The organism is Ruegeria sp. AB11 (assembly GCF_056536325.1).
Genome location: NZ_JBQFJO010000001.1, coordinates 1,702,656 through 1,728,533 on the forward strand (window position 1 = coordinate 1,702,656; position 25,878 = coordinate 1,728,533).

At 56.9% G+C, this 25,878-nt stretch carries 27 protein-coding genes; 14 read left to right on the forward strand and 13 right to left on the reverse strand.

Annotated elements, in window-relative coordinates; translation table 11 throughout:
- Window positions 1-9: 9 nt before the first annotated feature.
- Window positions 10-204 carry a hypothetical protein gene (locus ACR3EJ_RS08590; protein WP_170541609.1) on the reverse strand — a complete coding sequence of 65 codons (195 nt, stop codon included), beginning with the start codon at window positions 202-204 and terminating at the stop codon, window positions 10-12.
- A 92-nt stretch (window positions 205-296) separates the two neighbouring features.
- Window positions 297-491 (reverse strand): hypothetical protein, encoded by a 195-nt coding sequence (locus ACR3EJ_RS08595; RefSeq protein ID WP_010441661.1) that lies wholly within the window; start codon window positions 489-491, stop codon window positions 297-299.
- 353 nt (window positions 492-844) lie between these two features.
- Here ACR3EJ_RS08595 and ACR3EJ_RS08600 point away from each other — a divergent pair, with 353 nt between their 5' ends.
- Window positions 845-1,711: a lytic transglycosylase domain-containing protein gene (locus ACR3EJ_RS08600; protein ID WP_010441663.1), complete on the forward strand. Its 867-nt coding sequence runs from the start codon at window positions 845-847 to the stop codon at window positions 1,709-1,711.
- 48 nt (window positions 1,712-1,759) lie between these two features.
- Here ACR3EJ_RS08600 and ACR3EJ_RS08605 read toward each other — a convergent pair whose 3' ends face one another.
- The 5 genes from ACR3EJ_RS08605 to tldD form a co-directional block, all read right to left on the reverse strand.
- Window positions 1,760-2,386 (reverse strand): 3-oxoacid CoA-transferase subunit B, encoded by a 627-nt coding sequence (locus ACR3EJ_RS08605; protein ID WP_170541606.1) that lies wholly within the window; start codon window positions 2,384-2,386, stop codon window positions 1,760-1,762.
- Complete coding sequence (locus tag ACR3EJ_RS08610; RefSeq protein WP_010441665.1) at window positions 2,386-3,090, reverse strand: CoA transferase subunit A; 705 nt, start codon at window positions 3,088-3,090, stop codon at window positions 2,386-2,388. Before ACR3EJ_RS08610 ends, ACR3EJ_RS08605 begins: the two co-directional genes overlap by 1 nt.
- Before the next feature lie 92 nt (window positions 3,091-3,182).
- Window positions 3,183-5,804, reverse strand: coding sequence for a type I DNA topoisomerase (gene topA, locus ACR3EJ_RS08615; RefSeq protein WP_170541603.1), 2,622 nt, complete (start codon window positions 5,802-5,804; stop codon window positions 3,183-3,185).
- A gap of 180 nt (window positions 5,805-5,984) precedes the next feature.
- Window positions 5,985-7,121 (reverse strand): DNA-processing protein DprA, encoded by a 1,137-nt coding sequence (gene dprA, locus ACR3EJ_RS08620; RefSeq protein ID WP_170541600.1) that lies wholly within the window; start codon window positions 7,119-7,121, stop codon window positions 5,985-5,987.
- 238 nt (window positions 7,122-7,359) lie between these two features.
- Window positions 7,360-8,781 carry a metalloprotease TldD gene (tldD, locus tag ACR3EJ_RS08625; protein ID WP_170541597.1) on the reverse strand — a complete coding sequence of 474 codons (1,422 nt, stop codon included), beginning with the start codon at window positions 8,779-8,781 and terminating at the stop codon, window positions 7,360-7,362.
- Window positions 8,782-8,957: 176 nt separating this feature from the next.
- Here tldD and coxB point away from each other — a divergent pair, with 176 nt between their 5' ends.
- The 11 genes from coxB to ACR3EJ_RS08680 all read left to right on the forward strand — a co-directional run bounded on the left by coxB (window position 8,958) and on the right by ACR3EJ_RS08680 (window position 18,906).
- Window positions 8,958-9,869: a cytochrome c oxidase subunit II gene (gene coxB / locus ACR3EJ_RS08630; protein WP_170541594.1), complete on the forward strand. Its 912-nt coding sequence runs from the start codon at window positions 8,958-8,960 to the stop codon at window positions 9,867-9,869.
- 74 nt (window positions 9,870-9,943) lie between these two features.
- On the forward strand, window positions 9,944-10,900 hold the full coding sequence (cyoE, locus tag ACR3EJ_RS08635) for a heme o synthase (RefSeq protein WP_170541590.1): 957 nt from the start codon (window positions 9,944-9,946) through the stop codon (window positions 10,898-10,900).
- Complete coding sequence (locus ACR3EJ_RS08640; protein WP_010441671.1) at window positions 10,897-11,058, forward strand: hypothetical protein; 162 nt, start codon at window positions 10,897-10,899, stop codon at window positions 11,056-11,058. The genes cyoE and ACR3EJ_RS08640 overlap by 4 nt, the downstream gene beginning before the upstream one ends.
- The gene (locus ACR3EJ_RS08645; RefSeq protein ID WP_170541589.1) at window positions 11,058-11,633 is read left to right on the forward strand and encodes a cytochrome c oxidase assembly protein; all 576 of its coding nucleotides are present in this window, start codon (window positions 11,058-11,060) and stop codon (window positions 11,631-11,633) included. Before ACR3EJ_RS08640 ends, ACR3EJ_RS08645 begins: the two co-directional genes overlap by 1 nt.
- A 22-nt stretch (window positions 11,634-11,655) precedes the next feature.
- On the forward strand, window positions 11,656-12,471 hold the full coding sequence (locus ACR3EJ_RS08650; RefSeq protein WP_170541585.1) for a cytochrome c oxidase subunit 3: 816 nt from the start codon (window positions 11,656-11,658) through the stop codon (window positions 12,469-12,471).
- 156 nt (window positions 12,472-12,627) lie between these two features.
- Window positions 12,628-13,305, forward strand: coding sequence for an SURF1 family protein (locus ACR3EJ_RS08655; protein ID WP_170541582.1), 678 nt, complete (start codon window positions 12,628-12,630; stop codon window positions 13,303-13,305).
- Window positions 13,302-14,690 carry a threonine synthase gene (gene thrC / locus ACR3EJ_RS08660; RefSeq protein WP_170541579.1) on the forward strand — a complete coding sequence of 463 codons (1,389 nt, stop codon included), beginning with the start codon at window positions 13,302-13,304 and terminating at the stop codon, window positions 14,688-14,690. The genes ACR3EJ_RS08655 and thrC overlap by 4 nt, the downstream gene beginning before the upstream one ends.
- Window positions 14,687-15,949 (forward strand): M16 family metallopeptidase, encoded by a 1,263-nt coding sequence (locus ACR3EJ_RS08665; protein WP_170541576.1) that lies wholly within the window; start codon window positions 14,687-14,689, stop codon window positions 15,947-15,949. Before thrC ends, ACR3EJ_RS08665 begins: the two co-directional genes overlap by 4 nt.
- A complete protein-coding gene (locus tag ACR3EJ_RS08670; RefSeq protein WP_170541702.1) occupies window positions 15,949-16,533 on the forward strand; it encodes a GNAT family N-acetyltransferase in 585 nt (194 codons plus the stop codon). Before ACR3EJ_RS08665 ends, ACR3EJ_RS08670 begins: the two co-directional genes overlap by 1 nt.
- 100 nt (window positions 16,534-16,633) lie before the next feature.
- On the forward strand, window positions 16,634-17,452 hold the full coding sequence (locus tag ACR3EJ_RS08675; RefSeq protein WP_170473247.1) for an MBL fold metallo-hydrolase: 819 nt from the start codon (window positions 16,634-16,636) through the stop codon (window positions 17,450-17,452).
- Window positions 17,453-17,490: 38 nt separating this feature from the next.
- A complete protein-coding gene (locus ACR3EJ_RS08680; RefSeq protein ID WP_170541573.1) occupies window positions 17,491-18,906 on the forward strand; it encodes an FAD-binding oxidoreductase in 1,416 nt (471 codons plus the stop codon).
- A 36-nt stretch (window positions 18,907-18,942) separates the two neighbouring features.
- On the opposite strand, the gene ACR3EJ_RS08685 is transcribed toward ACR3EJ_RS08680, so the two are convergent.
- From ACR3EJ_RS08685 to ACR3EJ_RS08705, 5 genes are all read right to left on the reverse strand, one after another.
- Window positions 18,943-19,425 carry a fasciclin domain-containing protein gene (locus ACR3EJ_RS08685; protein ID WP_170473241.1) on the reverse strand — a complete coding sequence of 161 codons (483 nt, stop codon included), beginning with the start codon at window positions 19,423-19,425 and terminating at the stop codon, window positions 18,943-18,945.
- 171 nt (window positions 19,426-19,596) lie between these two features.
- Window positions 19,597-20,136, reverse strand: coding sequence for an adenine phosphoribosyltransferase (locus tag ACR3EJ_RS08690; RefSeq protein WP_170541570.1), 540 nt, complete (start codon window positions 20,134-20,136; stop codon window positions 19,597-19,599).
- Between the two features lie 228 nt (window positions 20,137-20,364).
- Window positions 20,365-20,994 carry a LysE family translocator gene (locus ACR3EJ_RS08695; RefSeq protein ID WP_170541567.1) on the reverse strand — a complete coding sequence of 210 codons (630 nt, stop codon included), beginning with the start codon at window positions 20,992-20,994 and terminating at the stop codon, window positions 20,365-20,367.
- A 52-nt stretch (window positions 20,995-21,046) separates the two neighbouring features.
- Window positions 21,047-21,142, reverse strand: coding sequence for a DUF418 domain-containing protein (locus ACR3EJ_RS08700; RefSeq protein ID WP_480422912.1), 96 nt, complete (start codon window positions 21,140-21,142; stop codon window positions 21,047-21,049).
- A gap of 3 nt (window positions 21,143-21,145) precedes the next feature.
- Window positions 21,146-22,063 (reverse strand): DUF418 domain-containing protein, encoded by a 918-nt coding sequence (locus tag ACR3EJ_RS08705; RefSeq protein WP_480422913.1) that lies wholly within the window; start codon window positions 22,061-22,063, stop codon window positions 21,146-21,148.
- A gap of 222 nt (window positions 22,064-22,285) precedes the next feature.
- Between ACR3EJ_RS08705 and ACR3EJ_RS08710 the strand changes: the two genes are divergently transcribed.
- A complete protein-coding gene (locus ACR3EJ_RS08710; RefSeq protein WP_170541564.1) occupies window positions 22,286-23,143 on the forward strand; it encodes an alpha/beta hydrolase in 858 nt (285 codons plus the stop codon).
- A gap of 2 nt (window positions 23,144-23,145) precedes the next feature.
- Here ACR3EJ_RS08710 and ACR3EJ_RS08715 read toward each other — a convergent pair whose 3' ends face one another.
- The gene (locus tag ACR3EJ_RS08715) at window positions 23,146-24,018 is read right to left on the reverse strand and encodes an S-methyl-5'-thioadenosine phosphorylase (RefSeq protein ID WP_170541561.1); all 873 of its coding nucleotides are present in this window, start codon (window positions 24,016-24,018) and stop codon (window positions 23,146-23,148) included.
- A 205-nt stretch (window positions 24,019-24,223) separates the two neighbouring features.
- Here ACR3EJ_RS08715 and ACR3EJ_RS08720 point away from each other — a divergent pair, with 205 nt between their 5' ends.
- Window positions 24,224-25,858, forward strand: coding sequence for a SulP family inorganic anion transporter (locus tag ACR3EJ_RS08720; protein WP_170541557.1), 1,635 nt, complete (start codon window positions 24,224-24,226; stop codon window positions 25,856-25,858).
- Window positions 25,859-25,878: the final 20 nt, after the last annotated feature.

The following is a 25,878-nucleotide window of genomic DNA, read 5'->3' on the forward strand; positions in this document are numbered from 1 at the left end:
TATATTGGTTTAGTCAAAACTAATTTGCTGGACCTGAATCGACGAGAGGGCTTGCCCGGTTTGCTCGTCGACACTTTGGATGCCTTCGTTCAGGAGCACGTACATCATCCCGGCAATGCCTACGATCGCGGCCGTTAGTACAACCCAATCTACCGTAACAGCGCCGTCTTCTTCGCTAATAAAAATTTTGATTGTGCTAAACATTGTACGTTACCGAGGTAAGGAACTTTTGCAAAAGGGGCCACGTCTTTTGATAAGACATGGCCCCCACATTACACACCAGAGTGTGATGCTAATTAGTTGGTGTTTGGCGTAGTAACGGTAATACCGGACAGCGCGCTGTCGATGTTGCCCGCCAGTGTGCTGGCACCGCTACTAACCTGATTGTAAGCGATGGCTGCCAGAGCAACAACAGCTGCGGTCAGAACGACCCAGTCTACAGTTACGGCGCCGTCTTCGTCTTTGCGGAAGTTCTTGATGAACTTGATCATGTTACGTCCCTCCTAAAGGATCAAATAAGCAATTAACCTCGGCGTCTTCCAGAGCATTCTCTCTCGGTCCGCTCCCGATCGTCTCGGCATGGGTCTATGTTTGACCTTTGCGCGTGGCAGGAATTGGGCCAAACCAATATTTTTTGGCTAAATGCTTAAGATTTTATTCGTAATTCTTGTAACATATTGATTATTAGTAGAAATTACTTCACCTTTTTTCGTGCATAGGGGATTGGGCGATGCAAAATAGCGGCAAATGAGGCGAAATTGCCCCATTTCGCTTTGTTTTTCTGGCGTTGCAGGCCGTTATAGGGTTCAAAATGCTTCAAAAGATAAGAAATCGAGGCAGGCAAATGTATTTCCGGGACGCAATGTTTTGCGCAGGTGCAGTCGCATTCCTATTGACGGGTGCAATTTCGGTATCCGCGACTGAGATCGAGCCGCGCGGGGTTTATAAGCGTATCAAAGCCCCCAAACCTGGCACGCGTCCGCGTGTGACCATTCAAATTACCCCAGAACAACACGCGGCGTCGCCTTCGGCACCCAGCACTGGGGCAAAGCTGGATGTGCCCGAGGTTACGACCCCTGCACCCGTTCCGCCGTCGAATCCTCCGAAGATCGCAGGAACGACCGAGCCGGTAGGGACCTATGAGGCTTTCTGGAGCCGAATCTCACCCGAACTGCAACAGGCAAGCGCAGGAAGGCTCGCAGAAGCTGTTCAGGCATTGTCTGCGACCGACGTAGCGGCCCCGCGCCTTCAAACGCTTCAGGATATCGCAGACGCGCGCGGCGTGGACATCTTGCGCTCGACTGTGGGCACAAATGTCTCGCCTGCGCTTGTGCTGGCGGTAATCTCGGTGGAATCGGCCGGGAAAACACAAGCCGTTAGTTCCGCCGGCGCTCAGGGGTTGATGCAACTCATGCCGGCCACAGCCGAACGCTTCGGTGTCGAAGACAGCCTCAAACCGGAACAGAACATAGAAGGTGGGGTCAAATACCTTCATTGGCTGATGGAGGAATTCGATAACGACCCGATCCTCGTTCTCGCGGGTTATAATGCAGGCGAGGGGGCCGTGCATAAACACAGCGGTGTGCCACCTTATGCTGAAACCAGAGATTACGTGCCCAAGGTCCTTGCCGCGTTTCAGGTCGCAAGCGCGCTGTGCACGTCAGCACCGCAGTTCGTATCAGACCCCTGCGTCTTTCAGGCAGCCAATTAAAAAAAGGCCCGCATCATTGCGGGCCTTTTGCTTTTTGGAGGAGCGATGTCAGTTGACAATCGTTGCCTGGGTCGCCGCCCTCATATCCGCATCGCTGACACCATCGGCAAGTTCAACGATCTTCAGGCCACCTTCGACCACATCGAGGACGCCCAGATTGGTGATGATCCGATCCACAACGCCCTGTCCGGTTAGTGGCAAAGTACATTCCTTCAGCACTTTCGAATCACCATGCTTATTGGTGTGGTCCATCACAACGATAACGCGGCCCACACCGGCCACCAGATCCATCGCTCCGCCCATGCCTTTGACCAGCTTGCCGGGAATCATCCAGTTGGCCAGATCGCCTTTCTCGTCGACTTCCATCGCACCCAGGATCGCAGCGGCAATCTTACCGCCTCGGATCATGGCGAACGAAGTCGCGCTATCGAAGTAAGAGGTGCGGGACAGTTCGGTGATCGTCTGCTTGCCTGCGTTGATCAGGTCAGCGTCTTCCTCGCCCTCAAACGGGAAGGGGCCCATGCCCAGCATACCGTTTTCGGACTGCAGGGTGATATCCTTGTCGCCCACATAGTTCGCCACCAGCGTCGGAATACCGATGCCGAGGTTCACATACATGCCGTCTTCAAGCTCTTCAGCCGCGCGCGCGGCCATCTGATTACGGTCCCAGGGCATTATGCGTCCTCCTTCTTGCGGGTGGTGCGCTGTTCAATGCGCTTTTCGTGGCTGCCTTGAATGATACGGTGCACATAGATTCCGGGCAGGTGGATGCTGTCAGGGTCTAGCGAGCCGCGCGGAACGATTTCTTCAACCTCAGCCACACAGATCTTACCGCAGGTTGCGGCGGGCACGTTGAAGTTACGGGCGGTCTTGCGGAACACGAGGTTTCCGGTGTCGTCTGCTTTCCAAGCCTTTACAATCGCGAGGTCGGCGAAGATGCCTTCCTCCATGATATAGGTCTCGCCGTTGAAGTCCTTGTGCTCTTTTCCGTCCGCGATCACCGTTCCCACGCCCGTTTTGGTGTAGAACCCGGGGATGCCCGCACCACCGGCGCGCATCCGTTCGGCCAATGTGCCCTGTGGGTTGAATTCAAGCTCTAGCTCACCGCTCAAATACTGTCGCATGAACTCCGCGTTTTCACCGACATATGAGCTGATCATTTTCTTGACCTGCTTGGTCTGCAGCAGGATGCCGATGCCGAAATCATCAACGCCTGCGTTGTTCGAAGCAAAGGTCAGATCCTTCGCGCCCGACGCTTTGATCGCCTCAAGCAGCATCTCTGGGATACCGCACAGACCAAAGCCGCCCGCCGCGATCAACATGCCATCCGAGATCACCCCATCGAGCGCCTCTTCGGCATTGGCATAGATTTTCTTCATGGAAAACTCCCCCAATGACATGGTGTTGGGCCGAGTTGTGCCGCCACGTCACCGGGAAGTCAACGAATCCAAGGGGCAGGTGGTATTTCTACCTAACCTGCCTTTTTGGTGGTTTTCTTGGCAGCTGCTTTCTTCTTGGGCGCCGCCTTCTTCTTAGAACCCTTCTTGGCCGCACGCTCGTTGACCAGTTCAATGGCCATTTCCTGCGTTACATCTTCGGGCTTGATATCTTTGGGGATGGTCGCGTTGACCTTTTCCCATTTCACGTAAGGCCCGTAACGCCCGTCCAGAATCTGCATCATGCCACCATCCGGATGTTCACCCACTTCTTTCAGCGGTTTCGCAGCCTGTCCGCGCCGTCCCGGATTGGCCCGTTTTTCGGCCAGCATTTCAACCGCCCGGTTCATGCCGATTTCAAACACGTCATTTGGATCTTTGACATTGACGTAGACGGGTTTGGCCTCCTCCGGCAGCTGGTGCATGATATATGGGCCAAACCGTCCAAAATTCGAGCTGATCATGCCACCCTCGGGATGTTCGCCGATCTGGCGCGGCAAAGACAACAAAGTCAGCGCCTTTTCCAGATCCATGTCATCTTTGTTCCAGCCGCGGGGCAGCGAAGCGCGAGGCGGTTTCTTGTTCTCGGGCGTAGGTTCCCCGCGTTGGACGTAGGGCCCAAACCGACCGGATTTCAGCCAGATCTCATCGCCTGCATCCTCGCCTAGCAAACGTTCATCACCTTCCGCACCTTCGCCAGCGATCGGACGGGTATAGGTACATTCCGGGTAATTGCCGCAGCCCACGAATCCGCCGGTACGCGACGTTTTGAGGTGCAACTGGCCCACGCCGCATTTCGGACAAATACGCGGATCGGATCCGTCTTCTCGCGGGGGATACAGCTGGGGCGCCAACGCCTCATCCAGCTTGTCCAACACTTCTGATATGCGCAGTTCCGAAGTCTCACCAATTGCAGCCGAGAAATCTCGCCAGAACTTACCGAGCAGATCCTTGTAGTCACGGTCCCCAGCGCTGACGTCATCGAGCTCTTCCTCGAGGTTGGCCGTAAACTCATAGCCCACATACTGGCGGAAGAAGTTAAGCAGAAAGATCGTGACGATCCGCCCCTTTTCTTCGGGGATCAGGCGGTTCTTGTCTTTGCGTACATATTCCCGATCCTGAATCGTGGTGACGATCGAAGCATAAGTCGATGGTCGTCCGATCCCCAGTTCTTCCATCCGCTTGACAAGCGTCGCCTCGGTATAGCGTGGCGGCGGTTGAGTGTGGTGTTGCAGCGCGAGCACGGCCTCGTTGTCGGACAGAATCGCGGCTTTGTCCGAGTCGCTGGTGGCCTTGATGAACTGATCCCGCAATGATGTCTTGGCAAAGCGCGCTGGATCGCCCTGCATGATCTGAGGCAGGCGCTTGTCATCGTCATCAACAACGTCATCTCGGCCTTCTTCATAGACACGCATGAAACCGTCAAACAAGACGACTTGGCCGGTGGCGCGCAAGCCGACCTGGCCGTCGTCACTGCCAATCTCGACCGTCGTGCGCTCCAGTCGTGCCGCAGCCATCTGACAGGCAATGGTGCGCTTCCAGATCAGGTCGTACAGTTTACGCTGATCTTCATCCGTCACTTTCAGCGCTTTGGCATCACGCGACATATCCGTCGGGCGGATACATTCGTGCGCTTCCTGTGCGTTCTTGGCCTTGTTTTTATATATGCGCGGGCTGTCCGGCACATATTCGGGGCCATATCGATCCGAGATGGCATCACGCGTGGCGGCGACAGCTTCGGGCGCCATGTCGATACCGTCAGTCCGCATATAGGTAATGTAGCCCGCCTCATACAGCCGCTGCGCCACCTGCATTGCGTGGCGCGCGCCCATACCGAATTTACGACTGGCTTCCTGCTGCAGGGTTGAGGTCATGAACGGGGCACTTGGGTTACGTGCGGCAGGCTTGGCCTCGACTGAGGTGACACTTAGCGCGCGGCTGGTGATGGCTTGCACCGCCAGCTCGGCCTGCGTGGCATTAGTCAGATCGTGTTTGTCGAGCTTTTTGCCGGCCAGAGTAACAAGACGGGCTTCATAGGTCTGGCCGCGTGGTGTTTCGAACAAGGCCCTTACGGACCAGTATTCAACAGGCTTGAACGCCTCGATCTCCATCTCGCGTTCCACGATCAGGCGCAGGCAGACCGATTGTACGCGTCCGGCAGACTTTGCCCCGGGCAATTTGCGCCACAGTACCGGCGATAGGTTGAAGCCCACCAGATAGTCCAGCGCGCGGCGGGCCAGATAGGCCTCGACCAGAGGCATATCGACCTCGCGCGGGTTCTGCATCGCTTCGGTCACGGCGTCCTTGGTGATCGCGTTGAACGTCACTCGGCTGACCGGTGTGTCCTTCTTGATCGAACGCCGCTTGGTGAGCGCTTCTTGCAAGTGCCAACTGATCGCTTCGCCCTCGCGGTCAGGGTCAGTTGCGAGGATCAAAGCATTGTCTTCTTTGAGAGCGTCGGCAATCGCTTTGACATGCTTGCGGCTATCGTTGCCCACCTCCCATTTCATTGAAAATTCATGCTCGGGATCGACCGAACCATCCTTCGGCGGCAGGTCACGGACGTGGCCATATGAGGCCAAAACAGTGTAGTCGGGGCCAAGATACTTATTGATCGTTTTTGCTTTGGCCGGAGATTCTACAACAACTACGGGCATTTAAGGGGAATCCTCGCTCGACGGATTTTGCGCTTTGTATGACCGTGCAAAATGTGTGGGGCAAGATCGAATTGTCAATGCGTTCGTTTTCCGCGCCCAAAGCCACTGATTTTCAAGCCGATTCTGGCAGTTTGCACCGTGTAATCAGTCGCTGGTCCCAAAATCTCAGCTTTTCGGATATTAGGCGCTAAGGGCCAAAAGCCCGCCCGGTTGCCGCTGAATCTTACCATCAAGTTCCAGATCGACCAGCACTGGGCCTATTTCGCCAGCGGATGCGTCGACATCCCGGATCAACTGGTCCTCGGCAATTGGAGATGGACCAAGGCAACTGAGAATCACGTCGTGTAGTGCGCGTGGGGCATTTTCGGATTGTGCGGTCTCCAGTCCGATAGGCGGGATTTGTTGGGGCAGTATCTGCTGCTGCGGCGTCGGCAATGCGTCAATCACATCTTCAGCGGAGCGTACCAATGTCGCGCCGTCCCGGATCAGCAGGTTGCATCCCGCCGCCCTTGCGTCGAACGGGTGCCCAGGGACGGCCAGAACCTCTCGTCCCTGGTCTAGCGCGTCTCGTGCGGTGATCAGGCTGCCTGATTTGGCTGCAGCTTCGACCACGACAACAGCCTGTGCCAGACCTGAAATAATGCGATTGCGGCGCGGGAAATGCCGGGCCTGTGGCGTACTGCCCATCGGTTGCTCGGACAGGCGCAGGCCGGTTTTTGCGATGTCGCGCGCCAGATCAGAATTCTCGGCTGGATAAATCACATCGACTCCACCAGCCATCACCGCCACAGTTCCTGTCTCCAAAGTGGCAATATGGGCTGAAGTATCAATACCGCGGGCCAGTCCCGAGACGACGACGTAGTCTTTCTTGCCCAACTCAGAGGCCAACGCCCGTGCCATGCGGGCACCCAGCGAAGAACAGTTCCGTGCCCCGACCATAGCGATCGCCTGTCGATTCAGAATCGTCGGATCACCAATCGCCCAAAGCATTGGAGGTGTGTCAGAAATTTCGATCAGCGCATCGGGATAGTCAGCGGCCCCAAGGCACAAAAGCCGCGCTTTGGCTGCTTTTGCGGCCTTGAGCTCCGCCTCGATCACGCCGGGGGGGCAGATTTCGTACCCTTCAATTCCGGCTGCGCGCGCCATTTCCGGCAGCGCGGCCAGCGCATTCTGCGCCGAGCCATGTTCGCGCAACAGGCGCCGAAACGTCGCCGGTCCAACTTTGCGCGAACGCAACAGACGGAGCCACGAAAACCGGTCCTCTTCCGTGGTGGGTGGGAGTGGGGGGTGGTTGGAAGAAAGCTGCTCTTCGGTCATCCGATGCTCCGCCTGATTGCAAAACTGGTTTACGGTGCAGCGGGTTAACAGCCTGTAAATCTTGGATAATTAGAACTGAATTATTCGGATTTTGAAATTAGATGTCACGCTATATATATGAAAATAAAGCAAAAATTTGCATGATTTTTTTTGCGCAAGTTACCGTTGATCGGCAACTTCTTCAACCGATGAGGCGCAGCGTTAACCCTGCGCCTCATTCGTCGCACTGAATTTCGACTCAAGCAGCAGAGCCGCCAACCGTCAGTCCGTCCATCAAGACGGTTGGTTGCCCCACTCCCACCGGCACCCATTGCCCGTCCTTGCCGCAGGTGCCCATACCCGGATCAAGCGCCATATCGTTCCCCAGGCCCCTAATACGCTTTAGCGCCGAGGGACCGTCACCAATGAGTGTCGCGCCTTTGACCGGAGCACCGATCTTACCATTTTCGACGCGATAGGCCTCGGTGCAGGAAAAGACGAACTTGCCATTGGTGATATCAACCTGACCGCCGCCAAAACCGACGGCCCAGATGCCGTCCTTGATGTCAGATACCAGCGAGGCTGGGTCTGAATCACCGGCCAACATGATCGTATTGGTCATACGAGGCATGGGTTTGTGGGCATAGCTCTGTCGCCGCCCGTTGCCGGTGGGTGAAACCCCCATCAGACGTGCGTTTTGGCGGTCCTGCATATATCCAGTCAGTATACCGTCTTCGATCAGGACCGTGCGCGAACTGGGGGTACCTTCGTCATCCACCGAAATCGAGCCGCGACGGTCCGCTATCGTGCCGTCATCAACGACGGTCACGCCTTTTGAGGCGATCTGCTGTCCCATCAGCCCGGCGAAGGCAGAGCTGCCCTTGCGGTTGAAATCGCCTTCCAGACCGTGCCCAATGGCCTCGTGCAATAGAATTCCGGGCCAGCCAGGCCCCAATGCGACCTCCATCACGCCCGCTGGGGCCGGTATGGCATCCAGATTAACCAGAGCGATCCGCAGCGATTCGCGCGCTTTATCTTGCCAATCGGCAGGATCAATCAGCCCATCCAGACCCACGCGCCCACCGCCCCCGGCTGAGCCGCTTTCGCGCCGTCCGTTCTGTTCTACAATGACCGAGACGTTCAGGCGGGTCATCGGGCGCACATCGCGCACCCGCACGCCGTCGGGGCGCAGAATCTCGATCTCCTGCACTGCGGCGGCAATCGTGGCGCTGACTTGCACGACCCGAGGGTCCAGATCGCGGGCAAAGGCGTCAATCTCGCGCAGTGTCTCGATCTTGACCGGAAAACTGGCGGATTCGATCGGGTCCTCATCGGTATAAAGCCGTGTGTTGGTGGCCTGTGGCGGTCCGGCGAGCGTCCCACCACCATCACCGACTGCCAGCCGTGCAGTTTCGGCGGCTCGTTTAAGTGAGGGAATCGAAACATCCGTCGAGTGTGCGTACCCCGCAACTTCACCCTGCACTGCACGCAGGCCGAATCCCTCGGATGCATCGTAGGAAGCCGTCCGCAGACGACCGTCATCGAACACCAGTGACTCGGACTTTCGCCGCTCGACAAACAGCTCTCCGTCCTCCGCGCCATTGGTTGCGGCCTGCAGCACAGCAAGCGCCTCGTCCTTCGGAAGAACGCTTTCAAAGGGGCGAAATGGGGCCTGAGACATAGGTTGCGACCTTTCGGGTTTGATCCAGATCAAAAATAGCGTCTGTTTGACGCAAGCATTTTGCTTTATCTACCCGACGGAATATGGTTTTTAACGCGGCCAAAGACAACGGGAGAGGTGCGACCGATTCACACCTTTTCGCCAGAGACGTAAAGATCAAACGATCAGGACAGAAAATGAAGAATGCTTTGATGCTTTCCGGGCTTGCAACAGCCCTCTCCAGCCTTCCCGCCATGGCTCAGGAGCTTGAGATTATTGGCAAGCCGGTGGCAGGCGGCGTTGGTTTCCAGCCTGCGACCACCAGTCTTGCCGAAGGAATTCAGAGTCTCGACAATATGATTCTGGTGATCATCACGGTCATCTGCCTGTTTGTCGCCGGTCTGCTGCTCTACTGCATCGTGCGATACAATCGGCGTGCGAATCCTGAGCCTGCGCGGTTTTCCCACTATACCCCGGTTGAGATAGCGTGGACCCTTGGGCCAATCCTAATTCTGGTTTTCATTGGCGCATTCTCGCTGCCGGTTCTGTTCAAGCAACAAGAGATCCCAGAGGGCGACATCACCATCAAGGTCGTGGGTAACCAGTGGTACTGGACTTACGAATATGTCGATCACGATTTCGCATTCGACAGCTACTTGCTGGGCCACCCGGCCACTTTGGATGAGGGCGCGCGCCCTGCGGATGCAGATGTAACGCCATTTGTGCTGGATGACGCAATGCGCGCCAAGCTGGCCGATGCGGGCTACAGCCAGGATGAGTGGCTGCTAGCGACGGACACGGCGGTAGTTGTTCCAGTTGGTAAGATCATTGTCATGCAGGTTACTGCGTCTGACGTGATCCACTCGTGGACCATCCCATCGTTTGGCGTAAAGCAAGACGGGGTGCCAGGGCGTCTGGCCGAACTGTGGTTCGAAGCAGAAAAAGAGGGCATCTATTTCGGCCAGTGCTCAGAGCTGTGTGGTAAGGACCATGCTTATATGCCGATCACTGTCAAAGTGGTCAGCGAAGAGGCCTACGAGCAGTGGTTGCAGGGCGCTCTGGAAGAGTACGCAGGTAAGCCTGTTTCCTATCAGGTGGCCTCGAACTAAGCCGACTAAGGCCTAGGTAAACATGTGCGGGCTGCGCGGGTTTCGCGCAGCTTTTGCCCCGAAAAGGACCAAAGATGAGCGACGCAAGCTTCAATGCCAGCACCGTTTCCGCGCAGACCCGCGCGGACGAGGCCAGCTTTGGCGATTATTTTGCCCTGCTGAAGCCACGCGTGATGTCGCTGGTGGTGTTTACGGCTTTGGTTGGATTGCTTGCGGCCCCGGTTCCAGTACATCCGTTTGTAGGATTCTGCGCCATCCTGTTTATCGCGATCGGCGGCGGTGCGTCTGGCGCGCTGAACATGTGGTGGGACGCGGATATCGACCGCGTGATGAAGCGCACCAAAGGCCGCCCGATCCCGTCCGGCAAGGTCGAGGAAGGCGAGGCATTGGCATTGGGACTGGCTCTGTCTGGCCTGTCCGTCATCATGCTGGGTCTGGCAACCAACTGGTTCGCCGGCACGTTTCTGGCCTTTACCATCTTCTTCTATGTCGTCGTCTACACGATGTGGCTAAAGCGTTCGACACCGCAGAATATCGTGATCGGTGGTGCCGCAGGGGCGTTCCCTCCGGTGATCGGATGGGTCGCGGCCACAGGTTCGATGACGCTTGAGCCGTGGTTGATGTTCGCCCTGACCTTTATGTGGACGCCGCCGCATTTCTGGGCATTGGCGCTGTTTATGCGCTCGGACTATGACGACGCAGGCGTGCCGATGCTGACCGTTACGCACGGCCGCCGCGCCACACGCTGGCACATTCTGGTCTATACCGCACTGCTTGCGGTGCTGGCGGTGGGCACCGCGTTCTCGGATATCGGAGGCCCGATCTATCTGGTGGTCGCACTGGTTCTGAACGGCTTGTTCCTGCGGGGCGCCTGGCAGATTTCCCGCCGAAACGAAGACGATGCCGCATCCGACAATTTCAAAGTCGAGCGCAGCTTCTTCAAGCTGTCGTTGCTGTATCTCTTCCTGCATTTTGGCGCGATTCTGGCTGAGGCGCTGCTGAAACCCTATGGGCTGGGAGGCTGGTCATGAGCCTGCGCAAAAGCCACGAGCTGCATCAGCGTCGGTTCAGCCGCAATCTGGGCGTGGGCCTAACACTGGCCGCGTTCATCGTGATCATCTTTGGACTGACGATCGTGAAGGTCTCGGGCACTGATTTCAACATGGCACCACAAGAGGTGCAGAACTGATGGCGTTGACCGGTCCTCAGAAAACCGTTGCACAAACGGTTGGCGTGGTTGTCCTGATGGGCAGCCTCGCTTGGGCAGCTGTGCCGTTTTATGACTGGTTTTGCCGGGTCACCGGCTTTGGTGGGACCACCGGCGTGGCCGAAGTGGCACCAGACGAGATTCTGGACCGCACCGTCACCGTGCGTTTTGACGCATCAAAAGCCAAAGACATGGCCTGGGAATTCAAGCCGGTCGAGCGCGAGATGGAAGTCCGCATTGGTGAGACCGGGCTGGCCTTCTACGAAGCCTATAACCCAACTGATCGCCCGATTGCGGGACAGGCGTCATACAATGTCGCCCCGTATTCTGCCGGTGGATATTTCCAGAAGATTGCCTGTTTCTGCTTTGAAGAGCAGGTTCTGCAACCCGGAGAGCGGGTTGAGATGCCGGTGACTTTCTTCGTCGATCCAGAGATGGTCGAAGATTTGGAAGCCAAGTATGTGCATACGATTACTCTGTCGTATACATTCTATGAAATTGACCTGCCCGAGGGCTATGCAGCCCTGGACGTGCAGGCAGAAACAAACAAGAACTAACGCCTGTAGGTGAGGGACGCTGATGGCACACGCAAAAGACCATGATTATCACATTCTGAACCCGTCGATCTGGCCACTGATCGGCGCGGTATCTGGCTTTGTGATGTTGTTCGGGGCTGTTCTGTGGATGCACGGAGTTACTCCGTGGATCTTCTGGATGGGACTGATCGGTGTTCTTTACACCATGTTCGCATGGTGGTCCGAAGTGGTGGTCGAAAGCCGTCAGGGCGACCATACGCCGGTTGTGCGTATTGGTCTGCGCTATGGCTTCATCCTGTTCGTGATGTCCGAAGTGATGTTCTTCTTTGCCTGGTTCTGGTCGTTCTTCAAGCATCGCATGTACCCGATGTACGACTATGCTGGCACCGAGTACATCCAGCCCGACATTCACGCGGTTGACCCGTTCCACCTACCGCTTATCAACACTCTGGTGCTGCTGCTGTCGGGTTGTGCGATCACTTGGGCACACCATGCTCTGGTGCATGACAATGACCGCAAGGCACTGATCAATGGCCTGGCCATTGGCATCGTTCTGGGTATCGCGTTTACTGCATTGCAGGGCTTTGAGTACTATGAGTTGCTGGCCCACGAAGGCTGGAAGTTTGGCGATGACCAGTTCTACTCGAACTTCTTCATGGCAACCGGCTTCCACGGTTTCCACGTCATCATTGGAACCATCTTCCTGTCGGTCTGCTTGATCCGCGCCCTGAAAGGCGATTTTACGCCTGAGAAACACGTCGGGTTCGAAGCGGCAGCCTGGTACTGGCACTTCGTTGACGTCGTCTGGCTGTTCCTGTTCTTCGCCGTTTACATCTGGGGTCAAGCTCCGCTGATGTGACGCCGGTCAGGTGATCCAATTGCAAAAGCCGCCCCAAGGGGCGGCTTTTTCTCTATAAGGTGCGCAAGATTGCGCCCCATACAATTGCGTGGTTGCAATTAGACCAACACGCGCCGTAACAAGACGCCGATTTCTGCAACAAGGTTTGGCCCCGCCATGCGCCGCATTCTGTTTCTGCTGATTTTCGGCCTCGCGGGCTTGGGCGTGCTGATATCGCTCGGCGTGTGGCAAATGCAGCGTCTGGCTTGGAAACAGGGCATTTTGGCCGAGATCGAAGCGCGCATTGCGGCTGATGCGGTTGATCTCCCCGAGACCGTCACGGAAGCAGATGACAAGTATCTTCCTGTCACACTCTTCGGAGAAATGAAGCCAGAGGAAATCCACGTTCTGGTCTCGGTCAAGCAGGTTGGGGCTGGGTACCGGATCATTCAGCCCTTCAGCACCGCGGATCGGACTATTCTTGTGGATCGGGGCTTTGTGACGACGACCGCCAAGAAAGCCGACCGTGTGACCGGTCCGATGGAGGTCTCAGGCAATCTGCACTGGCCTGATGAAATCGACAGCTACACGCCCGAGCCAGATATCGATGGCAACATCTGGTTTGCACGTGACGTGCCCACTCTGGCTGCGGCACTAGGTACAGAGCCTGTGCTGTTGATCGCCCGGTCCAAAACGGACCCTGACATAAAACCTCTTCCGGTGGACACGGCGGGTATCCCGAACGACCACCTTCAATATGCAATCACATGGTTTGGTTTGGCTCTGGTTTGGGCCGCAATGACCGGATACTTCCTGTGGCGCCACCGCGCCCCTTCTGAGAGAGAAGAGCAATGAGATACATCTCGACCCGTGGCCAAGCGCCGGAACTAAGCTTTGAAGAAGCGATGCTGACCGGGCTGGCACGTGATGGTGGGCTGTACCTTCCCGCCGAGATCCCTGTGATGTCGCAGGACGAAATTGCTGCGTTGGCTGGCTTGCCCTACGAAGAAATCGCATTCCGCGTGATGTGGCCCTATGTCAGCGGCTCGTTCGCCGAGGATGAGTTCAAGGCTATCATCGCCCGCGCTTACGATGGTTTTGGACACGACGCCCGCGCGCCGTTGAAGCAGCTGAACGAGAACCATTTTCTGCTGGAGCTGTTTCACGGACCCACGCTGGCCTTCAAAGATTTCGCCATGCAGCTAATCGGCCAGCTGTTTCAGGTAGCGCTGAAACGGCGCGGTGATCGCGTAACTATCGTCGGTGCGACAAGCGGCGATACTGGTTCAGCTGCCATCGAGGCGTTTCGAGGGCTGGACGCGGTGGATGTGTTCATCCTGTTCCCGCATGGCCGTGTTTCGGAAGTGCAGCGCCGTCAGATGACCACGCCCGCCGATAGTAATGTGCACGCGCTGGCCGTTGATGGCGATTTTGATGATTGTCAGGCTGCACTGAAGGATATGTTCAACGATTTCGACTTCCGCGATAGCGTTAAGCTCGCGGGTGTGAACTCGATCAACTTCGCGCGTGTTCTGGCACAGATCGTGTACTATTTCTCGGCAGCTGTCAGTGTGGGCGCGCCGCATCGCAAGGTCAGCTTTACCGTGCCGACTGGCAACTTTGGCGACATCTTCGCAGGCTATCTGGCCAAGCGTATGGGATTGCCCATCGACCGTCTGGTCGTGGCAACCAACCAGAACGACATTCTGCATCGCTGTCTGTCGGGCGAGGGGTATTTCAAGGGCGACACGATCCCCTCGATCAGCCCGTCGATGGATATTCAGGTCAGTTCCAACTTTGAGCGCGCACTGTACTTTGCCTATGGTGAGGATGGTGGTGCCGTTGCACAATTGATGGACGAACTGAAGAACGGTGGCTTCAACGTCAGCCAAGGCGCGATGGAAGCGCTACGGGAAAGCTTCGACTCGGGTCGTGTATCTGAGGATGAGACACTGGCCACAATCAAACACACTCTGAACCACAGCGTTGAACTGGTTTGTCCGCACACTGCCGTTGGTATCAAGGTCGCTGAAGAACATCGCTCTGCCGACGTTCCGATGATCACTCTGGCGACCGCACACCCCGCGAAATTTCCGGCAGCGGTTGAGAAGGCAAGCGGCGAACATCCGCCTCTTCCATCCCGCATGTCTGATCTGTATGAACGTCCGGAACGGGTGACACGGATTGCCAACGATCTGGGTGCCCTTGAGGATCATATCAGAAGGCATATTGCTGAGTGACAGTCAGACAGGACCAACTGAAGAACGGCTTTCGTATCGTCAGTGAACATATGCCGGGGCTGCAATCTGCAGCGATTGGCATCTGGGTAACCGCCGGTGGGCGGCATGAGCGGATCGAACAGAACGGCATCGCGCATTTCCTTGAGCATATGGCATTCAAGGGAACCGAGCGGCGATCCGCGCTGCAAATCGCCGAGGCGATCGAGGATGTGGGCGGCTATATCAATGCCTATACCTCGCGCGAAGTGACGGCCTATTACGCACGTGTTCTTAAAGATGATGTGGCGTTGGCGATGGACGTGATCGGCGACATCGTTCTGAACCCGGTCTTTGATCCGCGCGAGATCGAGGTCGAGCGCGGCGTGATCCTGCAAGAGATTGGTCAGGCTTATGACACGCCCGATGATGTTATCTTCGATTGGTTGCAAGAACAGAGCTACCACGACCAGCCTCTGGGCCGCACCATTCTGGGGCCGACTGAGCGGGTAAGTGCATTCTCGCGTGAAGACCTGTCGGGTTTCGTGGCCGAGCATTACGGGCCGGAACAAATGATCCTGTCCGCTGCGGGTGCGGTGGATCATGACGCCCTGATGAAGATGGCGGAAGAAATGTTCGGCCATCTGCAGCCGCGCAAAGGTCTGACCCCTGAAATTGCCCGCTTTACCGGTGGTGAGGCACGGCAGGAAAAAGATCTGGAACAGGCCCATTTCGCGCTGGCCCTGGAGAGCCCAGGCTATCGCGATGATGCGATCTATACCGCACAGATTTATTCGACGGCTTTAGGCGGCGGCATGTCTTCGCGCCTGTTTCAGGAAGTGCGCGAAACGCGTGGTCTCTGCTACACGATATTTGCACAGACGGGCGCCTATGCCGACACCGGTACGACCACGATCTATGCGGGCACCTCCGCCGATCAAGTTGCCGAACTGGCCACGATCACCATCGACGAGATGAAGCGCGCCGCCGGCGACATGAATGACGAAGAAGTGGCCCGTGCCCGCGCACAGATGAAGGCTGGAATGCTGATGGGGCTGGAAAGCCCCTCGAACCGGGCCGAACGTCTGGCGCGTCTGGTGCAGATTTGGGGGCGGGTGCCGTCGCTTGAGGATACGGTTGCCAAGATCGACGCGGTCAGTACCGAGAATGTGCGCGCCTTTGCTGAAAAGATGGCCATGCAGGCCCCGGCGGCGCTGGCGCTGTACGGGCCGGTTTCGAGTGCGCCATCGCTGGCTGAGCTGCAGGAGAGGCGTGCGGCGTGATGCTACTGGGCAGACGCAAGCTTAAACTCGAAACCGAGCGGCTGAGCCTGCGCCCGCCTGTCCATTCCGATTTCAATGATTGGGCGGCGCTGCGGCGCGCGTCAAAAGAATACCTGATCCCGTGGGAGCCGGTTTGGGCGAAGGATCACCTGAGTCGCAAATCTTTTACCAACCGGGTTTACTGGGCACAGCGCTCGGTTGCCGGCGGTACGGCGATTCCGCTATTTCTGTTTCGCCGTACGGATAATGTCCTGCTGGGGGCCATCACGCTGGATAATATCCGCCGTGGCCCAGCGCAGGCCGGAACGCTGGGATACTGGACCGGGCAATCCTTTGCCCGTCAGGGCTTCATGCGCGAAGCGATTGGAGCGGTGGTTCATCACGCTTTTACCCGTCTGGACCTCAGCCGGATCGAAGCCGCCTGTTTGCCGGAAAACAAGGCCTCGCGCGGGTTGCTGGAAAGCTCGGGCTTCAAATATGAAGGCGTGGCGCAATCCTATCTGCAGATCAACGGGCGGTGGCGGACCCATGTTCTGTATGCGTCTTTGCGGTCTGATCGGCGCGGGAAGACCGACGTAGGTTAGGGGGCGCTGCCCCGTCGCGGCGGGCCACGCCTCCCCCGGAGTATTTTGGCCAGATGAACAAGGGGCATGACTTGCGGGCGTTCTGCGCTACACTCGACGCATGTGGCGGGTTGTTGCGGTATTGATGATGATCTCGGGCGGGGCTGTGGCGCAGGAGCGGCGGCCTAGTCACTGTATCGCTATTGCAGATGCAGCGCCGGGGATTGAATATCTTCACAAAGCGGCCTGGCAGGATCCCGTGCCAGAGTTTTCGGTTCGGATCAGCTATGTCGCGCATGCATCGTTTTTGATCCAGACACAGGGTGGATTGAACGCGGTGACTGATTTCACCGGCTTTATCGGCGGCGCAGCGCTGATTCCAGACGTAGTCACGATGAACCATGCGCACAGCACCCACTGGACCGCCCATCCCGATCCGGCCATCCCGTACGTCCTGCCCGGCTGGGGTGAGTTCGGGCAGGGCATTGAACATCATCTCGATCTGGGAGAGCTGCTTGTGCGTAATGTGTCGACCGATATTCGATCGGCCTACAGTGGGGTGGAAGAGCGCGGGAACTCGATCTTTGTGTTCGAAGTAGAGGGGTTGTGCATCGGTCATCTGGGACATCTGCATCATATACCCTCGGACGAACAATTCGCGGCATTGGGTCGGCTTGATGTGGTCATGGCCGCAGTGGATGGTGGGACGACCATGCCTCTGCCCGAAATGATCCAAGTTCTGAAGCGGCTGAAAAGCTCGATCATTATTCCAATGCACTGGTTTTCAGACTTCTCGCTTGAACGATTTCTAGTGGATATACGTGAGGATTTTCCAGTTGAGCGAGATGGAGTTTCGGAACTCATCGTATCATTGCGGACTTTGCCAGACCGACCGACGGTCGTCGTGTTGGAACCCCAGTATCTGATTGAGCAGGAATAGGGCTTGCCGCTGCCGTTGGCCTTTGGCAGGGAGTGGGTATGACTCTGTACCCCGCCGATGACCGCTTTGCCGAAGCAGTACGCGCCCAGCTGGGCGATGATGTACTGAGGCCCGTTTCCGAACGCTATCTTGAAGAGCCACGTCAGCGGTTTGTGGGGCAGGGCGGGTTGCTGGCCTTGCCTAAGACCGTAGAAGAGGTATCGGCCCTGGTCCGGTTGGCTGCTGACGCGTGCGTGCCCGTTGTTCCATATGGCGGCGGCACCGGTCTGGTGGGTGGGCAGGTTGCGCCGGATGGCCCTACGCCGTTGATCATCTCGCTAGAGCGGATGTCAGCAATCCGTGCGATCTACCCGACCGAAAACATTCTCGTTGCTGAAGCGGGTGCCATTCTGGCTGATGTACAGGCGGCAGCCGAGGATGCCGAACGGTTGTTTCCTCTGTCGCTGGCGGCTCAGGGGTCTTGTCGGATCGGGGGCAATCTGGCCACCAATGCCGGCGGCGTGAATGTGCTGCGCTATGGTAATGCACGCGATCTATGTTTGGGGCTTGAGGTGGTATTGCCAAGCGGTGATATCTGGCATGGGCTTAGTCGTTTGCGCAAAGACAACACCGGTTATGACCTGCGCGACCTGACGATCGGGTCCGAAGGGACGCTGGGGATCATCACTGCGGCGGCACTGAAGCTGTTCCCGCAACCCAAAGGGGTCGGAACGGCGATGCTAGAGGTTGCCTCGCCTGAGGCCGCAATTGATCTGTTATCATTGGCGCGGGATCAGGTGGGCGAGGCGATCAGCACGTTTGAGCTAATCCACAGGCAAGGGCTGCAGTTTCTGACCGAGGTTCTGCCAAACATTCGGCAACCCTTTGCGAAGCCACCGGAATGGAGCGTCCTGATCGAGTTGGGCCTGTCTGCCGGTCAAGACCCTTCGGACATGCTCGAGGAAATCTATGTTGCGGCCGATGAACGCGGTCTGGTGGGGGATGCCGTCATTGCTCAGAGCGAGGCTCAAAGAGCCGAATTATGGGCAGTGCGCGAGCAGATTCCCGAGGCCAACCGCTTGATCGGGTCTGTCTCAAGTCATGATATCTCGGTTCCAATCTCACGAATCCCCGAATTTATCCAGCGCGGCGCGCGTGTGGTTGCCAAACAGGGGCCGTTCCGGGTGAATTGCTTTGGCCATTTGGGTGATGGGAACCTGCACTACAACGTGTTTCCGCCTGCCGGTCACGACAAGGCCGAGTTTGATCCGCAACGCAGTGCCGTTAAACGTGCCGTGCATGATCTGGTACATGAATTTGAAGGATCGGTAAGTGCGGAACATGGTGTTGGTAGGCTCAAGACTGACGATCTTGAAGACTATGGCGATCCGGTAAGATTGCAGGCCATGCGTGCCATCAAGATGGCGCTTGATCCAAAGGGGATCATGAACCCCGGTGCGGTTCTTAAAAACTAAGCGCGACCCGGTCGACTACCGGGCCGCGCCACAAGTTCATGACGCAGGCAGAATAACTTTGTCGATCACATGGATCACGCCGTTCTCGGCCTCAATATCGGCTTGCACCACGTTGGCATCATTTACCATGACGCCATTGTCCAGATCGATAGTAATATCCCCGCCTTGTACGGTTGCGGCGGTCATGTCATCGGACAAATCACCCGACATCACTTTGCCAGGCACAACATGATAGGTAAGGATCGCGACAAGTTGGTCTTTGTTTTCAGGCTTTAGCAGATTTTCTACCGTGCCTTCGGGCAGCGCTGCAAACGCCTCATCCGTGGGCGCGAACACAGTGAACGGCCCGTCACCCTTTAACGTTTCAACCAGTTCGGCGGCCTGTACCGCAGCGACGAGCGTTGCGAAGCTGCCCGCGCCCACTGCAGTATCGACGATATCTTTAGAATGCCCGTCTGCTAGGGCAGAAGTGGTCAACAGAAGACTTGCAACTCCAGCAACAGCGAATTTGCGAAACATGACGTGATTTCCCTTGTTAAGAATGCCTTAGGTGGCATCATTTGGGGTACGCAGTATGTTCACAAAGAGATCAGAGATATTAAGCGTCGCAGTTTCTTGAAATCCGCCTTACCCGGGCTAAGCCTGCGGGTTGCACGAATTCCAGTCACGAGTCCGTGAATCGTGTGATGGTCAGAGCCCTTCGAACTCGCACAGAACGTGCACATCCATACCCAGATCTTCCAGCGCTTTGCGACCACCTAGTTCGGGCAAGTCGATGATGAATGCGCAAGAGATAATCTCGCCCCCCAGTCGTTCGATCAACTTGATGCCAGCGGCAGCGGTGCCGCCTGTAGCGAGCAGGTCGTCAACGACCAGAATTTTTTCACCCGGCTGGATGGCATCATCATGAATCTCAACGATGGCTTCGCCATATTCCAGCTTATAGTCTTGGCTGATCGTAGTGCCGGGCAGCTTGCCTTTCTTGCGAATTGGCACAAATCCAACGCTCAACTGATGTGCTATGGCACCGCCCAGAATGAAGCCGCGTGCCTCAAGACCCACGACCTTATCGATCCGCTCGCCCGCATAGGGGTGCAGCATCTGGTCGATTGCCATACGAAACCCGCGCGGATCAGCAAACAGGGTAGTGACGTCCCGGAACATGATCCCATCATGCGGGAAATCGACAATGGTCCGAATGTAATCCTTGACCGTTTTGTTTCTGGACATGGGCCACCCCTTTGGCATCAAACACGCAGGGGTGTTTGGCCCATCAAAGTCGGTCATGCAAGAAAACTTTGGCGCCTGCGGCTACTTGCGGCGGCGGCCGATGGCATTTGGCAGGCCATGGTAACGAAACTGAGCATTCGAGAGCCACGAGTTGCGCGGTTTACGTCAGCCACGCACAATCCGCCGGTTCATCCGGGCGTTAATGAAGGAAAATGCCAAAGACTGACCTTAGGCAGGGCGGCGCAATACAGCTGTAGCGACGCCCATCCCGATCAGAGTCAGCCCTCCGAACCGGGTCATGGCAGTGATGACGTTTGTACGTCCGATCATGCGGCGCAGCCGATCCGCCAGCAGCGCATAGGCGAGTGCGTTTAGCCCGGCGAGACCGACGAAGGTGGCGATCAGTATTGCGAATTGCGGCCCCAGCGGATCAGTCGGGCGCAGGAACTGCGGTACAAACGCGATGAAGAAAGCGATTGATTTCGGGTTCAGCGCGGTGACGGCGGCGGCATGGCCAAAGACGCTGCGGGCGGTGACATTTCGTTCAGTCTCAATAGCCTGTAAACCACCAGAAGGTGCGCTGCGAAGAAGTTTGATGCCCAGCCAAATCAGATAAACAGCACCCACCCATTTCAGCACAGTGAACAGGGTAGCCGAGGCCAATACCAACGCGCCCAGCCCCAACAGCGATGCAGTCATCGCCACCAGATCTCCCAAAGCCACACCAGTTGCCGAGGCAACCGCAACGCTGCGCCCTTTCGACAGCGCATAGCTGAGAACCAGCAGAACCGTCGGCCCGGGGATCAGCAGCAGAGCGGTCGATGCGGCCACAAAGGCGAGCCAGAGTTCAAGTGACATTGGAAATCCTATCGATGCTTCGCCCACACCAAGCCTCGCCGCAACGGCGAGGTCAAGCCTTTGCGTGTTCTGTTAGGCGGCGCATCACCGTCTCTAATGGTCCGTGCTTGAATTTACTGAACCAAAGCAGGGCAATTAGTGACGACAAGACTCAGAAGAACAGGGCGTACATCGCGATTTGCGGCGCGCTCAGCGATCCGTTTAGCAGTCCGAGTTCTTCCAGCAGCCCCATTCCAATCAGGATATGGGCCATATAAAGCGTCAGGCTTTGTCGTCCCGGCGCGGTCAGAAACGTCGCGATCCCACTCCGCTCGATCATTGGCCAGAGCTTCAATAACAACCCGATCACCATACAGGCGGTCCCAGTCCCCGCCATTATGTAGAATGGCCCGGGCGGGATCGACTCGGTCCCCAAATAGACTGCCAATTCCGGGTCTGATGTTAACATCTGCGGAAACAGAGCCAGCACCGCTGCGCCAAAGCCCCACATGATCAACCGATGCTGAATGCAAAGGGTATGAATGTCGGACCGCCCGATCGCCATTCCGATCAATAGGAATGCTGCCCATGGCAAGACCGGATGCCAGCCGTTGAAAAGTGCGTTGCGAATAAATCCGGGCAAGCTCCAGATATCGGTATACACCAGCGTTTCCCAATCCCAGCCCTGATCATAGTTGAAGATCAGGTTGGCGAATACTGTGAGGATCAGGATTCCCAGCGCTCCCAGCCACAGCCCGCGTTTCGAAGCCGTCAGAAACGCGGCACCGACTACAAAGTAAAGCGCATAAAAATGCAGGATATCGGCGTCGAATATGGTCATATTTATGAGACCGATCACAAACAGAAACGCAGCTCTGCGTAGCAATAATCCTGCTGAGATACGTGACAATCCGATACCAATCCCGGCGAGAACTACGAATAAAGCAGCTGCGCGCCCTTCCAGCGCATCAATCAAAACAGAGGCCCAATCAGTGTCCGGAGCGACTTCGGCTGCGATACGGAAGTTAACCAACACCATACCGCAAAAGGCTAAAAAGCGGGCAGCATCCAGCGCGTCCAATCGTTTCATAACGCCTCTCTATGCTCGGGCTGGGTTGGCTAAGTGTATGCCTTTACATCGATAATTGGCTTCAACATGGCGTGGCATCAGGGCATTTCAACTGCTTCTATCTCAAACGCTAGGGGTTCTTGCATTGCGGCAACAGATTTAAGATTGGATGAAGCTTGGCTCATGCATCTTGAAACGCGCTTAAGACTTCCCACACTCGCAGTGCGACCAAAGGAGGGGGCAATGGTTCAAACACAACATGCAGATACTAAGGCAGGTTCCAGCCACTTTGGCGTTGAACGCGTAAAAAACATTCTGGTTGGGCTGCTGCTGACCGGTGCGATCATCTATGCAGGCATCGTCGGTTACATGTTTCTTAACCAGCAATCCCTGCTTTACAAACCCGATGGTGAATTGCCCGACCCGTCCAGCGTTGGATTGGCAGATGTTGAGATGCAATCGGTCCCGATGACCGATGGCACAGTACTGACAGTCTGGTCCGCGCCGGCTGCGGTGCAGGATGCACCGACAGTCCTGTTTTTCCACGGCCAAAGCGGCAATCTGGGTGATCGCGCTGATCGTTTGCGCGAAATTCTCAACTCAGGCTATGGCTTGCTGGCCCCCAGCTATCGTGGCTTTCCGGGCAGCGAGGGTGAGCCTTCGGAATTAGCCTTGATCTCTGATGGCGTGCAACTGTTCGACCGGCTGACCGGAAAGGGTGAAGCCGTTGTTTTGCACGGGCAAAGCCTTGGCACCGGCATCGCGGCAGCCGTTGCTGCTGAGCGCCCCGAGGCGGAATTGCTTGTGCTCGAAGCCCCATTCACTGCAACCGTCGATGTCGCTGCGGAACGCTATCCGTTTCTTCCTATCTCTGTCCTGATGAAGGATCAGTTTGCTACCCGCGACCTGATCCAACAGATCACGGTGCCGACGTTGATCTTTCACGGCACCGAGGATGAAACCATCCCGCTGCACCACGGACAGGCTCTGGCCGAGATGTCTGATATCGCGCAGCTTTACGTGATCCCGGACGGAACCCACAACGATCTGTGGTCATATGGCCTGTGGGACGAGGTGCAAAAGAACCTGTCTCAGAACTGAGATCATAGGACCCGCCCAGCCACCGCATCCAGCTTGGCCAACAAGGCCGGGTCACGCTTTTCTGGCGCAGTCAGGATGGCATATTCCAGCGCCCGGTCGCAGCCATGAGGGCAGGGTGCGCGCTCTGCCCCCAGCACAGCGGGCAGACCTTTGACCAATGCCCGGCCTTTTTCCGCATTACCGGTCAGCGTGGCGATGATTGCGGTTACGTCGACCTCGCCGTGGTCCGGGTGCCAGCTGTCATAATCGGTGACCATGGCGATCGAGGCATAACAAAGCTCGGCCTCGCGGGCGAGTTTCGCTTCCGGCATATTGGTCATGCCGATCACATCACAGCCCCAGTGCTCGCGGTACATCTTGGATTCCGCCAACGAGGAAAACTGCGGCCCTTCCATCGCCAGATAAGTGCCGCCCCGGTGGATCGTGATGCCTGCCGTCTTGCCGGCGGTCTCGCAAGCGTCCGATAGGCGTGGGCAGGTTGGATGGGCAACGCTCACATGAGCAACGCAGCCGGTTCCGAAAAAGCTCTTTTCGCGGGCAAATGTCCGGTCGATGAACTGATCCACGATCACGAAATCACCCGGCGCCATATGTTCGCGGAATGACCCACAGGCCGAAACCGAAATCACATCCGTTACGCCCAGCCGCTTCAACGCGTCGATATTGGCGCGATAGGGCACTTCGGTCGGTGAATGCACATGACCGCGCCCATGACGCGGTAGAAAGGCCATCTCAATACCGTCCAGTGACCCGGTCAGAATCTGATCTGAGGGATCGCCCCATGGTGTCTCCACAGTGACCCATTCGGCATTTTCCAGACCATCGATGTCATAGATACCCGATCCTCCGATGACGGCGATTTTTGTTTGGGTCACGTTTGCTCTCCATTGAAAATATCTTCTTGGTGAGTTCTGCGGGCCACGGCCTCTTTTGACAAGTAGGTTCAACGGTTTGTGTGCACCTGCGTCAAGCTATGCGCCGGGCGCATATCAGGGTCCCGCTTAGCGCAGTATCTCGAGGCTGGTTTGACCGCTAGAAGGCCCCTTTCGCGCGAACAAAACCGACCAACAGGACCGATCCATGCCCCGAGCCATGCTGGCAAGCTTTGCCAATCGTATAGCCAAACCCGATTTGCGCTGGGTCCCGGACGAAGGGCTAACCTTTTCCCGCCTGCGGATCGAGTTGCTGTCCGGTCTCACCGTCGCCTTGGCGCTGGTCCCCGAAGCCGTGGCCTTTGCCTTTGTCGCCGGGGTGCACCCTCTGGTCGGGCTTTACGCGGCGTTTCTGGTCGGTCTGATCACTGCTTTGATCGGCGGTCGCCCCGGCATGATTTCGGGCGCAACCGGGGCACTAGCGGTTGTCATGGTCGCTCTGGTCGCGGAACACGGGGTCGAATACCTGTTCGCGACCGTTGTCCTGATGGGGATCATGCAGATCATCGCGGGGGCGATGCATTGGGGCCGGTTTATCCGCCTAGTGCCGCATCCGGTCATGCTGGGCTTTGTGAACGGTCTGGCGATTGTGATCTTTCTGGCGCAGCTGGGCCAGTTCAAAGTACCTGGCACCATGGAAAACACCGGCCACGGAATGAGTGGTGGTGAGTGGTTGTCAGGCCTGCAGCTTTATACAATGCTTGGCTTGGTCGGACTGACCATGGCTGTGATTTGGGTCATGCCCCGCATCACTCGCATCATTCCTGCACCTCTGGCCGGGATTTTTGTTGTCGCCGTTCTGGTCATTGGCATTGGGCTAGACGTCCCGCGTGTCGGCGATCTGGCATCGATCGAAGGCGGCTTGCCTAAATTCCATATCCCGATGGTTCCACTGAACTGGGAAACCTTTGAAATCATCCTGCCCTATGCGCTGATCCTTGCGGCAATCGGCCTGATCGAATCTCTGCTGACACTGAACCTTGTGGGTGAAATCACCGGCAAACGCGGCGGTGCTTCGCAGGAGTGCATCGCGCAAGGAACCGCCAACGTGGTCACCGGCTTTTTTGGCGGTATGGGCGGCTGTGCCATGATCGGCCAGTCGATGATCAACGTGAAATCCGGTGGGCGTACGCGTATTGCAGGCATCGCCGCGGCGCTGTTCCTGTTACTGTTTATCCTCGTCGGCTCTCCGCTGATTGAACAAATACCGCTGGCTGCACTGGTGGGCGTGATGTTCATGGTGGTGATCGGCACCTTCGCCTGGAACTCGCTGAAGATCATGCGCAAGGTGCCTTTGATGGACGCGTTCGTGATCGTACTGGTGACAGTCGTGACCGTAATGGAAGACCTTGCAGTGGCTGTTGTGGTCGGGGTGATCGTCTCGGCATTGGCATACGCTTGGAACAACGCGAAACGCATCCATGCGGTCACGCGCGACTCGGAAACGGAAGAGGGCGCGAAGGTCTATGAGATTCAGGGCCCGCTGTTCTTTGGATCGTCCGAAGGATTCGTGGAACTGTTCGAGGTACAAAACGACCCCGAGACCGTCATTATCGATTTCGCCGCCAGCCGTGTGGTGGACCAATCCGCGCTGCAGGCCATCGAAAACATTGCTTCCAAATACGAGACGGCGGGCAAACGGGTTATGCTGCGGCACCTCAGCCGCGACTGTCACACGCTACTGAACAAGGCCGGCCACCTGATGGTCGATAGCGATGATGACCCGGATTACGAACTGGCTGTCGATTATTCAGTTCGGACCGGTATTCTGGGCGGGCATTGATCACGCGAAAAGGCGGCCTA